Source organism: Streptomyces sp. NPDC048352, assembly GCF_040651895.1.
GTDB lineage: Bacteria > Actinomycetota > Actinomycetes > Streptomycetales > Streptomycetaceae > Streptomyces.
On the sequence record NZ_JBEZKZ010000074.1, the window covers coordinates 1 to 13,576 of the forward strand.

Consider the following 13,576-nt stretch of genomic DNA (forward strand, 5'->3'; position numbering starts at 1 on the left):
GAGGCGTCCCGCCTGGAGCGCGCGCTGGGCTCCGCCGGTGGCGGGGCCGCTGCGCGGGACCTTACGGCCGGCGGCCGCGCCCCCGGCACCCCGGCGGCCGACGCCGCCATGGCCGATGACGCCGCCGCCGGGCTGGTCGCGGCCCTCGCGTTCCCCGAACGGGTGGCCCGGGCCAAGGGCTCGGGGGCCTTCCTCATGGCCTCCGGGACGGCGGCCGAGCCGGCCGAGGGGTCCTCGCTGCGGCAGGCCGAGTGGCTGGCCGTGGCCGTCGCCGACCGGGCCCCGCACGCGGCGTCGGCACGGGTCCGGCTGGCCGCCGTCCTCGACGGGGACACCGCCCGCAGCGCCGGCGCGCACCTGCTGGCCTCCGGGGAGGAGGTCCGCTGGGAGGACGGGGACCTGGTGGCCCGCGCCGCCGAGCGGCTCGGGGCCATCGAGCTGGTGGCGCGCCCCCTGCGCGACCCCGCTCCGGCGCTCGTACGGGCCGCCCTGCTGGACGGGCTGCGCGCCGAGGGGCTCGGCCTGCTGCACTGGTCCGCGGACGCGCGGGCGCTCCGGGCCCGGCTGGGCTTCCTGCACCGTACGCTCGGCGGCGCCTGGCCCGACGTGGCGGACGACGCGGCGCTGCTGGAGCGGGCCGACGACTGGCTGGAGCCCGAGCTGTCGCGGGCCCGCCGCCGGGCCGACCTGGGCCGGATCGACGCCGGGCAGGCGCTGAACCGGCTGCTGCCCTGGGCCACCGGCGAGGGCGCCCGGCTCGACGAGCTGGCCCCCGAACGGATCGAGGTCCCCAGCGGTTCCCGCGTCCGCGTCGACTACACGGCCGAGCAGCCGGTGCTCGCGGTGAAGCTCCAGGAGCTGTTCGGGCTGGCCGAGACCCCGCGCGTGGCGGGGGTGCCGGTGCTGGTCCACCTGCTGTCGCCGGCGGGCCGGCCCGCCGCCGTCACCGCCGACCTCGCCTCCTTCTGGCGCGGCGGCTACCGCGCCGTCCGCGCGGAGCTGCGCGGCCGCTACCCGAAGCACCCGTGGCCCGAGGACCCGGCCACCGCGGAGCCGACCCGGCACACCAACGCCCGGCTCAGGCGCTGACGCCCCCGTCCCGGGCCCGGCGCGCCCGGGCCTCCAGCCAGAGGGCGGCCGCGAGCAGCGCCGTACCGCCCAGCGCGAGGCCGGCCGGGGCGTAGGTGTGCAGCGCGAGGACCTTCGTACGGTTGGCGGAGACCAGCGCGAGGGTGTGCCGCGCGTAGTCCTCGCGCATCGTGACGTGTCCGGCGAAGGCGGTGAGCCGCCCCTCCGGGGCCGCCGCCGCGATGCCGCCGCGCATCTCCTGCCGGATGTCCTGCTCGGCGTTGACGGGGGCGCCGGTCACGGGGTCGACCCAGAACCGGGCCGTGACCGTGTACCAGAGGGTGGTGCCGGTGCTCTGCTCGATGGTGGCCGGGTCGATGCCCTCGATCGGCATCTTCTTCGGCATGGGGACCTTGGTCCAGGGGACGGTCTGCTCGAAGTAGTAGACGTCCATGCCCCGGTAGGTGCGCGGTCCGACGTAGTGGATCGGCGAGGCGGTGCGGGTCTGCGCGTCGAAGTAGAGGTAGTCGCGCGGCTCGGTGAAGAAGGGCCACTTGAACTCGATGCCCTCGCGCCTGACCGGGTCCCCGTCGACCATCTCGCCGGTGGCGTGTACCGGGTCCTGGGTGTGGGCGTCGAAGATGTAGCGCTCGGGGATCCGGGAGACCATCTTCCCGTCCGGCCCGATGATGTAGGAGAGCGTGTCCCAGACGACGACGTCCTTGCCGGCGTCGGCCTCGATCTCCCTCGACGCCTCGACGTTGCCCTTGAGGGTCTGGACGATGGTCACCTTGTCGACCTTCTTGGGCTGCATGCCGCCGGCGTAGTCGAGGAGGGTCGCGTCCCGGGCCTCCAGGACCATCTCCTGGTACTGGCCCGGCGGGACCTTGGCGAGCCTGGGGTACGCGTACCAGCGCAGCAGCGGTGCGAGGGCTGCGCAGAACACGGCCAGGGCAAGCAGCACGAGGCTCGCTCTGCGTCGCACGGCCGGCCTCCTTACTGCTGTCCGGGCGCGGCGGGCGCGGTGGTGAGCAGCGGCCTCGGCGAGGTCCTGCCCTCCGGCACCCCGACGGCCGTCACGGTGAGGACGAGGGCCAGCGCGGCGGCCAGCCCGATGGCGGCGGCGACGAGTGCGCGCATGGCGGCGCCTCCCGGATCTGATGGGTCGTCAGGGAGGCGTACCGTAGCAACGCGCCGGTGAGATGAGAACCGTCTGGGCCCGGCCGGCAGCGGGCGTCAGGGGGCCGGGGTGGGGCTCGGCACGGGCAGGGCCGGGGCCGACGACGGGGTGGCCTTCGGCGTGGGGGTGGCGGTCGGCGTGGGCTTCGGGGTGGGCGTGGGCGTGGGCGTCGGCTTCGGGGTGGGAGTCGGCGTCGGTGTAGGTGTGGGCGTCGGCGTCGGCGTAGGCGTAGGCGTGGGCGTCGGCGTGGGAGTCGGCTTCGGCGTGGGTGTGGGCGTCGGCTTCGGGGTGGGCGTCGGCGTGGGTGTCGGCTTCGGCGACGGCGTGGGTGTCGGCGTCGGCTTCGGAGTGGGCTTCGGGTCCGACGGGCGGCCCGCCGGGGCCGCCGGGCCCGTACCGGCGCCGCTGCCGCCCGCGTCCGGGACCTCGTGCGCACCCTGGAGGTAGTACGCGAACCAGGACCGCACCGTCCGCAGGTACTCCGCGGACTGGTTGTACGACAACACGGCCCGGTCCAGGTCCGCCCCCGCCCGCAGGTCCCGGCCGCCCGCGCACAGGTAGCGTCCGGCCGCCAGGGCCGCGTCGTGGATGTTGTTCGGGTCCCGCCGGCCGTCGCCGTTCGCGTCCTGGCCCCACGCCGCCCAGGTGGACGGGATGAACTGCATCGGCCCGACGGCCCGGTCGTAGCGGGCGTCGCCGTCGAAGGCGCCGCCGTCCGTGTCGGAGATGTTCGCGAAGCCGTTGCCGTCGAGCACGGGCCCCAGGATGGGCCGGAGGGTCGTCCCGGCCGCGTCCACCTGCCCGCTGCGCGCCTGGCCCGACTCGACCTTGCCGATCGCCGCGAGCAGCTGCCAGCGCAGCCCGCACCCGGGGTCGTTCTCCCTCAGCCGCTGCTCGGCCGCCCGGTACGCCGCGAGGACGCTCGCCGGTATGCCCTGCGCGCCCTCCACCACGGGCGGGACCGCCGCGGGCACCACGGCCGGCGAAGGCGACGGCACGGCCGCGGGCTCCGCTCCGGCGGGCTGCCCTTCCGGCAGGACGGCGGCCGGCGGTTCGGGGCTCACCAGCGGCGGCAGTTCGGTGAAGTAGGCGGAGTCCCCGCCCGGGGTCGCGGCCTGCGGCTGCGCGGCACCCTCACCGGCCGCCTCCATCCGCTGCGGACCGGCGCCCGCCGGAGCCTGAGAGGCCGTCATGGCGGCGGCCACGAGTGCCGAGACCAGGGCCGCGGCCGCTCCCCTGCGCAGCCCGCGCCCGAATATTCGTGCCGACATGAGCGGACCCCTCCCCTAGACGTCCGCGTGACCCTACGTCAACTCACTGCACACAGCACGCACTGCGGCCCGGTATTCACCACATCCCCACGTCCCTGCGCAGCTCACGCATACTGTCCGGACGCCGACAGCACAAGGAGACGCCGTGCCGTTCACTCTCAGCCACGCGGCCGCCGTACTTCCGGCCATACGGCGGACGGGGCGGGCCCGCGGGCCGCTGGTCGCCTCGGCGCTCGTGCTGGGTTCGTTCGCACCGGACACCTTCTACTTCGCCGACGCGGTCGTGCAGGGCGTCATGGGCTACGGCTCCTTCACGCACTCCCTGCCGGGCGTGGCCACCGCGGACGCCGTCCTGACGGCGCTCCTCGCGGCGTGCTGGCTGCTGCTGCGCGAACCGCTGGTCGCGCTGCTGCCCCGCCGCCGGCAGGGCGCGGCGTACGCCTTCGTCCGGGGCGAGCACTGGCGGACGCGGCGGCCGTGGCGGCTGGCGCTCTGGTTCTACCTCTCGGCGGTCGCCGGCTCGCTCACGCACGTGGTGTGGGACAGCTTCACGCACCTGGACCGCTGGGGGACGAACGCGCTGCCGTGGCTCGGTGATCCCCTCGCCTTCGGCCTGCCCCTCTACTCCTACGTCCAGTACGGCTCCTCGGCGGTGGCCGCCTGCGCGCTGCTCTGGTTCACGGTGAGCGCCCTGCGGCGGCGGCCGGCCGCGCCCGCGCCCGCCGCGGTGCCGGTGCTGGGCCGCGCGGAGCGGTGGGGCGCCGCGGCCCTGATCGGCGGGTGCGCGGCGGTCGGGGCGACCGTGCGCGTGCTGCGCTTCTTCACCTTCTACTTCTACGACCGGATCCGCACTCCGCTCGACATCATCCCGACCGTCTGCTTCGGCGCGGGCGGCGGCGTCACCGTCGGACTGCTGCTGTACGGGGCCCTCGTGCGGCTGCGCCACCGCCAGGACCGGGCCCGCCCCCGCCCGGACCGGGACACGCGCACGCGGGTGCCCGCCGCCTAGCCGGCACGCACGCGGGTGCCCGCCGCCTAGGGCGGCGCGCACGCGCGGGCGCCCGCCCCCGCCGCACGGCGGGAACGGGCGCCCGGGCGCACCGCGTACGGCGTCAGTGCGCGGCGGACTCCCAGTCGCCGCCGACGCCCACGGAGACGTCCAGCGGGGCCCGCAGCTCGACGGCCGCGCCCATTTCCCGGCGCACCAGCTCCTCGACCCGCTCCCGCTCGCCGGGGGCGATCTCGAGCACGATCTCGTCGTGGAGCTGGAGCAGCATCCGCGACGACAGCCCGGCCTCGGCGAGGGCCTTGTCCACGCGCAGCATGGCGACCTTGACGATGTCGGCTGCGGTGCCCTGGATCGGGGCGTTCAGCGCCATCCGCTCGGCGGCCTCGCGGCGCTGGCGGTTGTCGCTGTTCAGGTCGGGCAGGTAGCGGCGGCGGCCGAAGACCGTCGCCGTGTAGCCGGTGGCGCGGGCCTCGTCGACGACGCGGCGCAGGTAGTCGCGCACGCCGCCGAACCGCTCGAAGTACGTCTCCATCAGCCCGCGCGCCTCCGCCGGCTCGATGTTCAGCTGCTGGGAGAGGCCGAACGCGGACAGCCCGTACGCCAGCCCGTACGACATCGCCTTGATCTTGCGGCGCATCTCGGCGTCGACCTGGTCGCGCTCCACGCCGAACACCTGGGAGGCGACGGTGGTGTGCAGGTCCTCACCGGACGCGAACGCCTCGATCAGGCCCTCGTCCTCGGAGAGGTGGGCCATGACGCGCAGCTCGATCTGGCTGTAGTCGGCCGTCATCAGGGACTCGTAGCCCTCACCGACGACGAAGCCGCGGCGGATGGCGCGGCCCTCGTCGGTGCGCACCGGCACGTTCTGCAGGTTGGGATCGGTGGAGGACAGCCGGCCGGTCGCGGCGACGGTCTGGCTGAAGCTGGTGTGCACCCGGCCGTCGGCGGCGATCGCCTTGACCAGCCCCTCGACGGTCACCCGCAGCTTGGCCTGCTCCCGGTGCCGCAGCATGATCACCGGCAGTTCGTGGTCGGTCTGCGTGGCCAGCCAGGCCAGCGCGTCCGCGTCCGTGGTGTATCCGGTCTTCGTCTTCTTCGTCTTCGGCAGGTCCAGCTCGCCGAAGAACACCTCCTGGAGCTGCTTGGGCGAGCCGAGGTTGAACTCGTGGCCGACGGCCGCGTGCGCCTCCTTCACCGCCTGCTGCACGGCGCCCGCGAACTGCTGCTCCATGCCCTCCAGGTGGTCCCGGTCGGCGGCGATGCCCGCACGCTCCAGCCGGGCCAGCAGCTCGGAGGTGGGCAGCTCCATCTCGTGGAGCAGCTCCACCGCGCCGACCTCCGGCAGCTTCGCCGCGAAGGCGTCGCCGAGGTCCAGGACCGCGCGGGCCTGCGCCATCAGCGCGTCCGCCTCGGCGCTCTCGTCGGCGCCGAAGGCCAGCTGGCCGTCGGCGGCCGGGGGCTGGAGCTCTCGGCCCAGGTACTCCACGGACAGCACGTCCAGCGCGAAGGAGCGCCGGCCCGGCTTGACGAGGTAGGCGGCGAGCGCGGTGTCCATGGTGACGCCCGCCAGCGTCCAGCCGTGCTCGGGGAAGACCCGCATCAGGCCCTTGGCGTTGTGCACGACCTTGGGGCGCGAGGCGTCGGCGGCCCAGGCGGCGAAGGCCCGCTCGTCGGCCTCGTCCAGCTCGGCCGGCTCGAACCAGGCGGCCGCGCCGTCCGCCGAGGCCAGCGCGATCTCGCTGACGCTGCCCGCGCCCAGCATCCAGCTGTCGACGGTGGACACGCCCAGCGGGCCGCCCGCGTGCGCCTCCAGCCACGGTACGAGCTCGCCCGCGCCCAGCACCGACCCGTCCAGCTCCACACCTGCCGCCGGTGCCGGGGCCTGCACGGCCTCGGCCGCACCCGGGTCCACGGCCAGCAGCCGCTCGCGCAGTGAGGCGTTGCGGATCTCCAGCACGTCCAGCACCCCGGTGACGGCGCTCCGGTCGTAGGGGGCGCGCGCCAGGTCGGAGGGTGCGAGCGGCAGCTCCACGTCCTTGACCATCTCGGTCAGGACCCGGTTGAGCTTCACGGACTCCAGGTGGTCGCGGAAGTTCTGCCCGGCCTTGCCCTTGACCTCCTCGGCCCGCTCCACCAGCTGCGCGAACGACCCGAACTGGGTGATCCACTTCGCGGCGGTCTTCTCCCCGACCCCCGGGATGCCGGGCAGGTTGTCCGACGGGTCTCCGCGCAGCGCCGCGAAGTCCGGGTACTGCTGCGGGGTGAGCCCGTACTTCTCCTCGACCTTCTGCGGCGTGAAGCGGGTCAGCTCGGACACGCCCTTCGTCGGGTACAGCACCGTGGTGTGTTCGGAGACCAGCTGGAAGGAGTCCCGGTCACCGGTGACGATCAGCACCTCGAAGCCGGCGGCCTCCGCCTGCGTCGCCAGCGTCGCGATCACGTCGTCGGCCTCGAAGCCGTCGACCGCGAACCGCGGCACCTTCATCGCGTCGAGCAGCTCGCCGATCAGCTCGACCTGCCCCTTGAACTCGTCGGGCGTCTTCGAACGGTTCGCCTTGTACTCGGGGAACTCCGTCGTGCGCCACGTCTTGCGGGACACGTCGAACGCCACCGCGAAGTGCGTGGGCGCCTCGTCGCGCAGCGTGTTCGCCAGCATCGACGCGAAGCCGTAGATGGCGTTGGTGGGCTGCCCCGTCGCCGTCGTGAAGTTCTCCGCGGGCAGCGCGAAGAACGCCCGGTAGGCCAGGGAGTGCCCGTCCATGAGCATCAGGCGGGGGCGGTCCGCTGCGGTCGGCTGGTCGGTCTTCTTCGATGCTGTCTCTGCCACGCCCCCGATCCTAGGCGCCCCCACCGACAAACCCGACGCGGGCGACGGAGGCGATGTCCGCCGGGCGTGACAGGATCGGATGCGTACGCGAAACCGCTCGAAGGGGAGCTCCATGGCCACCAAGCCGCCCGCAGGTGATCCGGTCCAGGACGCGCCGCACATCGGACCCCCTCAGCACGCCGCCGCGGGCCTGCCCGCCATCGCGCACACCCTGAAGGCCGCCCGGGAGCAGATGGGCCTGCGCCGCACCGCGCAGACCCTCCTCAAGGTCAACCAGAAGGACGGCTTCGACTGCCCCGGCTGCGCCTGGCCCGAGGGCGACGACCGGCACACCGCGGAGTTCTGCGAGAACGGCGCCAAGGCCGTCGCCGAGGAGGCGACGCTGCGCCGGGTCACCCCGGACTTCTTCGCCGCCCACCCGGTGTCCGAGCTCGCCGCCCGCAGCGGCTACTGGCTCGGCCAGCAGGGCCGCATCACCCAGCCCGTGTACCTGCCCGAGGGCGCCGACCGGTACGAGCCGGTCAGCTGGAACCAGGCCTTCACGATCATCGCGGAGGAGCTGAAGGCCCTCTCCTCCCCCGACGAGGCCCTCTTCTACACCTCCGGCCGCACCAGCAACGAGGCCGCGTTCCTCTTCCAGCTCTTCGCCCGCGAGTTCGGCACCAACAACCTGCCGGACTGCTCCAACATGTGCCACGAGTCCTCCGGCTCCGCGCTGAACGAGACCATCGGCATCGGCAAGGGCAGCGTCTCCCTGGAAGACCTCCACCAGGCCGACCTGATCATCGTCGCCGGGCAGAACCCGGGCACGAACCACCCCCGCATGCTCTCCGCCCTGGAGAAGGCCAAGCAGGCAGGCGCGAAGATCATCTCGGTGAACCCGCTGCCCGAGGCCGGCATGGAACGGTTCAAGAACCCCCAGACCCCCCTCGGCATGCTCAAGGGCACCGCCCTCAACGACCTCTTCCTCCAGATCCGCATCGGCGGCGACCAGGCCCTCTTCCGCCTCCTCAACAAGCTCGTGATCGAGACGGAGGGCGCCCTCGACGAGGCCTTCATCCGCGAGCACACCCACGGCTTCGAAGCCCTCGCGGCCGCCGCCCGGGACACCGACTGGGACGAGACCCTCACCGCCACCGGCCTGACCCGCCCCGAGATCGAACGCGCCCTGGCCATGGTCCTGGCCTCGAAGCGCACCATCGTCTGCTGGGCCATGGGCCTCACCCAGCACAAGCACTCCGTCGCCACCATCCGCGAGGTCGTCAACCTCCTCCTGCTGCGCGGCGACATCGGCCGCCCCGGCGCCGGCGTCTGCCCCGTCCGCGGCCACTCCAACGTCCAGGGCGACCGCACCATGGGGATCTTCGAACGCCCCGCCCCCGCCTTCCTCGACGCCCTCGACGCGGAATTCGGCATCACCTCGCCCCGCGAGCACGGCTACGACGTGGTCCGCTCCATCGAGGCACTGCGCGACGGCAAGGCCAAGGTCCTCTTCGCCGTGGGCGGCAACTTCGTCGCCGCCACCCCCGACACCGACGTCACCGAAGCCGCGATCCGCCGCGCCTCCCTCACCGTCCACGTCTCCACCAAACTCAACCGCTCCCACGCGGTCACCGGCCGGCGCGCGCTGATCCTGCCCACCCTCGGCCGCACCGACAAGGACGTGCAGGCGGCCGGCCGCCAGTTCGTCACCGTCGAGGACTCCATGGGCATGGTCCACGCCTCCCGCGGCAACCTCGCCCCCGCCTCCCCCCACCTGCTCTCCGAACCCGCCATCGTCGCCCGGCTCGCCCGCGCCGTCCTCGGCACGGCCTCGGCGACCCCCTGGGAGGAGTTCGAGAAGGACTACGGGGCCATCCGCGACCGCATCGCCCGCGTCGTGCCCGGCTTCGAGGACTTCAACGCCCGCGCGGCCCGCCCCGGCGGCTTCCGGCTGCCCCACGCCCCCCGCGACGAACGCCGCTTCCCCACGAAGACCGGCAAGGCCAACTTCACCGCCGCCCCCGTCGAGTACCCGCACCTGCCGCCCGGCCGGCTGCTCCTGCAGACCCTGCGCAGCCACGACCAGTACAACACCACCATCTACGGCCTCGACGACCGCTACCGCGGCATCACCGGCGGCCGCCGCATCGTCATGGTGAACCCCGAGGACGCCGCCGCGCTCGGCCTCGCCGACGGCTCGTACACCGACCTCGTCGGCGAGTGGAAGGACGGCGTCGAACGGCGCGCCCCCGGCTTCCGCGTCGTCCACTACCCCACCGCCCGCGGCTGCGCCGCCGCCTACTACCCCGAGACCAACGTCCTGGTCCCCCTCGGCTCCACCGCCGACACCAGCAACACCCCCGCCAGCAAGTCCGTCGTCGTGCGCTTCGAACCGGCCTGATAGAACGAGCCCACACACTGGTTAACGATCGTTGACGAACGGAGCAGGCCCATGGGCGCCGAGCAGCACGCCGTGAAGTTCCCCCAGGAAGTCCTCGACGAGTACGCCTCCCAGGGCATAGACCTGCCCGCCCTGTTCTCGGCGGGCGCCCTCGGCGAGCGCATGGAGATCCGCATCCTGGAGGCCTCGGCCGAACGCGTCGTCGCCACCATGCCCGTCAAGGGCAACACCCAGCCCTACGGACTCCTGCACGGCGGCGCCTCCGCCGTCCTCGCCGAGACCCTCGGCTCGGTCGGCGCCATGATGCACGGCGGCATCAAGAAGATCGCCGTCGGCGTCGACCTCAACTGCACCCACCACCGGGGCGTGCGCGAGGGCCAGGTCACCGGCGTCGCCACCCCCGTCCACCGCGGCCGCTCCACCGCCACCTACGACGTCGTCATCTCCGACGAGCACGACCGCCGCGTCTGCACCGCCCGCCTCACCTGCCTGCTGCGCGACACGGACTCTTAACACCCCGTCCCGCACGAGGCGTTGTGCGGGCCCCGGCGCCGGTCTAGCGTTCCCCGCATGGGATCCGGACCGGCGCCGCGGCACACCACCGCCGCCCCCACGGCAACGCGCCCGCGGTGACCGGCGCCGGCATCGGCCCGGTGGAGCCCGGGGAGGGCACGCGGGACAGCCAGGCCCCGCGCACGGGGCCCCGTACGCCCGCGGCCCGGCGCACCGCCCGGATCCGCGGCTTCTACGCCCGCCACCGCAGGGCCGTCCTCTGCGCGACGGCGGCCGCGGTGCTGGCCGCGGGCGCCGCCCGGGTCTATTCGACGCGGCCCGCCCCGCCCGTGGCGCAGCCCCCGCCCGCCCCCTCCCAGGCCCTGTCGCTCACGTACGGGGACCCGGTCGAGCCGCCCGCCGGAGCCGCCTTCGCCTTCACTGTCCGTGTGCGGACCGGGTGGGGACCGGCCGTCACCGTGGAGCGGATCGGGCAGCCGTCGCGGGCGCTCGGCGTCACGATCCGGCCACCGCTGCCCGCCACGGTCCGGGCGGGAGAAGTCCGCGAGCTCCTCGTCCTCATTCAGGCAAAAGACTGCGTGCATGTAGCACGGAATTCCGGACTGCCCTTTTTGGAAGTGACCCTGAGTAATGGATTCCAGAAAGAGGATCACAGTTACATCCCCGGTGACCGATATGCGCGAGATCTTTCCGTGGCCCTGACCAGGGCCTGTCCCGTAGATCGAGACGCGCCCTCCGCCGGACCGTCATGACCAAAGACCCCCAGAGTCCTGGCATGACAGGACTCAAACCCCACCACGGTCCTGCCGGGTCTCACCATGCGGACAAGACGAACCGGCCTGAATTCCCCCGTTCCACCCGCACCCATCCGCTATGTATTACGCCGTGGCTATAACAAGAGAGTCACATCATTGGCCTCAGCCCTCCATATCCCCCGAAGAGCCGCCTAGAGTCACGGCCAGTTACCGCGACCGCCGGATTTCCTCAGTTCGGTTCCCCGCGTTCGACTCGACGCGTCCCACGGGGGACGCGGCGCCAGGAAAGGACTGATCGTGCGTTCTCGTCAGCTCATCGCCGTGACCGCCGCCCTCGCCGCGGGCGCCCTCACTCTCACCGCCTGCGGATCCCGCGACGACAAGGGCGGAGCCGCCGACGCCGGCGGCACCACGGTCGTCATCGGCGTCGACGCCCCGCTGACGGGCGACCTCTCCGCCCTCGGCCTCGGCATCAAGAACTCCGCCGACCTCGCCGCCAAGCAGGCCAACGACAAGAAGTACGTCAAGGGCGTCACCTTCAAGATCGAAGCCCTCGACGACCAGGCCCAGGCCTCCTCCGGCCAGCAGAACGCCACCAAGCTCACGGCCAACAAGGACGTCCTCGGCGTCGTCGGCCCGCTGAACTCCTCCGTCTCCGAAGCCATGCAGAAGGTCTTCGACGACGCCAAGCTGGCCCAGATCTCCCCGGCCAACACCAGCCCGTCCCTGACCCAGGGCCCCAAGTGGGCCGAAGGCCAGAAGACCCGCACCTACAAGAGCTACTTCCGCACCGCCACCACGGACGCCATCCAGGGCCCGTACGCGGCGCAGTACCTCTTCAACAAGGCGGGCAAGAAGAAGGTCTTCATCATCGACGACAAGAAGACCTACGGCGCCGGCCTCGCCGGAACCTTCAAGGGCGAGTTCACCAAGCTCGGCGGCCAGGTCGCAGGCGAGGGCCACATCGACCCCGAGTCCAAGGACTTCTCCGCCATCGTCACCCAGGTGAAGTCCTCGGGCGCCGACGTCGTCTACTACGGCGGCGAGTACCCGGCGGCCGGCCCGCTCAGCAAGCAGATCAAGGCCTCCGGCACCAACATCCCGCTCGTCGGCGGCGACGGCATGAAGGACAAGAAGTACGTCGAGCTCGCCGGCGACAGCGCCCAGGGCGACCTCTGCACCTCCGTCGGCGCCCCCGTCGAGAGCCTGGCCTCCGCCAAGGACTTCGTCGACAACTACAAGAAGGCCGGCTACAAGGACGACTACTCCGCCTACGGCGGCTACTCGTACGACTCCGCCTGGGCCGTCATCGAGGCCGTCAAGAAGGTCGTCGACGCCAACAACGGCAAGCTCCCCTCCGACGCCCGCGCCAAGGTCCTCGAGGCCGTCCAGGGCGTCTCCTTCGAAGGCGTGACCGGCAAGGTCTCCTTCGACGAGTTCGGCGACGCCACCAACAAGCAGCTCACCGTCTACAAGGTCGACGGCGACGACTTCAAGACCGTCGAGTCCGGCACCCTCGCCGGCTGACCTCCCACCGGCTGAACCCCCACCCCTCACCCCTCACCTGCTGCGCGGGGCGCGCACCATTGCGCCCCGCGCGGTGTCACATCCGTCGAAAGACTCGGAGGACCTGCGGTGCACGAACTGCCGCAACAGCTGGTCAACGGCCTGCTACTGGGATCCATGTACGGGCTCGTCGCCATCGGCTACACGATGGTCTATGGCATCGTCCAGCTCATCAACTTCGCCCACGGCGAGATCTTCATGACCGGCGGGTTCGGAGCCCTCACGGTCTGGCTGATGCTCCCCGGCGGCACCACCATGTGGATCGCACTGCCGCTCATGATCATCGGCGCCGTCATCGTCGCCACGCTCATAGCCGTCGGCGCCGAACGCTTCGCCTACCGGCCCCTGCGCAGCGCCCCCCGCCTCGCCCCGCTCATCACCGCCATCGGCCTCTCCATCGTCCTCCAGCAGGTCGTATGGGCCTGGTTCCCCGACGCGAAGTCCTCCGTAAAGTTCCCCGAGCTCCCCGGCGGCCCCTTCCACCTCGGCAGCATCACCATCCAGACCGGTGACGTCTTCCTCCTGATCGCCGCCCCCCTCTCCATGGCCTTCCTCGGCTTCTTCGTCAAGAAGACCCGAACCGGCCGCGGCATGCAGGCCACCGCCCAGGACCCCGACACCGCCAAGCTCATGGGCATCAACACCGACCGCATCATCACGGTCGCCTTCGCCCTCGGCGCCACCTTCGCCGCCGTCGGAGCCGTCGCCTACGGCCTCAAGTACGGCGAAGTCAACTACCGCATGGGCTTCATCCTCGGCCTCAAGGCCTTCACCGCAGCCGTCCTCGGCGGCATCGGCAACATCTACGGCGCCATGATCGGCGGCATCGTCCTCGGCCTCGCCGAAACCCTGACCACCGCCTACATCGCCGACGTACCGGGCATGCAGCAGCTCGGCGGCCAGTCCTGGGGCAACACCTGGGCGTTCGTACTCCTCATCCTCGTGCTCCTCTTCCGGCCCCAGGGCCTGATGGGCGAGCGCGTGGCGGACAGGGCGTGAGAACC

Annotated in this window: 10 protein-coding genes; 6 read left to right on the forward strand and 4 right to left on the reverse strand. The window is 72.5% G+C overall.

The window, feature by feature from the left end:
• Positions 1–1,089: ATP-dependent helicase C-terminal domain-containing protein (locus tag AB0D45_RS28280; protein ID WP_362464122.1), on the forward strand; the 1,089-nt coding region annotated here is incomplete at its 5' end.
• Here AB0D45_RS28280 and AB0D45_RS28285 read toward each other — a convergent pair.
• The 3 genes from AB0D45_RS28285 to AB0D45_RS28295 form a co-directional block, all read right to left on the reverse strand.
• Positions 1,079–2,053 (reverse strand): DUF3068 domain-containing protein, encoded by a 975-nt coding sequence (locus AB0D45_RS28285; RefSeq protein ID WP_362464125.1) that lies wholly within the window; start codon positions 2,051–2,053, stop codon positions 1,079–1,081. The genes AB0D45_RS28280 and AB0D45_RS28285 overlap by 11 nt on opposite strands.
• Before the next feature lie 11 nt (positions 2,054–2,064).
• The gene (locus tag AB0D45_RS28290; RefSeq protein ID WP_362464128.1) at positions 2,065–2,208 is read right to left on the reverse strand and encodes an SPW_0924 family protein; all 144 of its coding nucleotides are present in this window, start codon (positions 2,206–2,208) and stop codon (positions 2,065–2,067) included.
• A gap of 96 nt (positions 2,209–2,304) precedes the next feature.
• Positions 2,305–3,519, reverse strand: a complete 1,215-nt coding sequence (locus AB0D45_RS28295; RefSeq protein WP_362464131.1) for a lytic transglycosylase domain-containing protein — start codon at positions 3,517–3,519, stop codon at positions 2,305–2,307.
• A 145-nt stretch (positions 3,520–3,664) separates the two neighbouring features.
• On the opposite strand from AB0D45_RS28295, the gene AB0D45_RS28300 reads away from it, so the two are divergent.
• On the forward strand, positions 3,665–4,528 hold the full coding sequence (locus AB0D45_RS28300; RefSeq protein WP_362464134.1) for a DUF4184 family protein: 864 nt from the start codon (positions 3,665–3,667) through the stop codon (positions 4,526–4,528).
• 103 nt (positions 4,529–4,631) lie between these two features.
• On the opposite strand, the gene polA is transcribed toward AB0D45_RS28300, so the two are convergent.
• Positions 4,632–7,355, reverse strand: a complete 2,724-nt coding sequence (polA, locus tag AB0D45_RS28305) for a DNA polymerase I (RefSeq protein ID WP_362464137.1) — start codon at positions 7,353–7,355, stop codon at positions 4,632–4,634.
• A gap of 112 nt (positions 7,356–7,467) precedes the next feature.
• Here polA and AB0D45_RS28310 point away from each other — a divergent pair, with 112 nt between their 5' ends.
• The 4 genes from AB0D45_RS28310 (at position 7,468) to AB0D45_RS28325 (ending at position 13,571) form a co-directional block, all read left to right on the forward strand.
• Positions 7,468–9,738 carry an FdhF/YdeP family oxidoreductase gene (locus tag AB0D45_RS28310; protein WP_362464140.1) on the forward strand — a complete coding sequence of 757 codons (2,271 nt, stop codon included), beginning with the start codon at positions 7,468–7,470 and terminating at the stop codon, positions 9,736–9,738.
• A gap of 51 nt (positions 9,739–9,789) precedes the next feature.
• On the forward strand, positions 9,790–10,251 hold the full coding sequence (locus AB0D45_RS28315) for a hotdog fold thioesterase (protein ID WP_362464143.1): 462 nt from the start codon (positions 9,790–9,792) through the stop codon (positions 10,249–10,251).
• A 1,052-nt stretch (positions 10,252–11,303) separates the two neighbouring features.
• A complete protein-coding gene (locus tag AB0D45_RS28320) occupies positions 11,304–12,533 on the forward strand; it encodes a branched-chain amino acid ABC transporter substrate-binding protein (protein ID WP_361611585.1) in 1,230 nt (409 codons plus the stop codon).
• A gap of 108 nt (positions 12,534–12,641) precedes the next feature.
• Positions 12,642–13,571, forward strand: coding sequence for a branched-chain amino acid ABC transporter permease (locus AB0D45_RS28325; RefSeq protein ID WP_362464145.1), 930 nt, complete (start codon positions 12,642–12,644; stop codon positions 13,569–13,571).
• Positions 13,572–13,576: the final 5 nt, after the last annotated feature.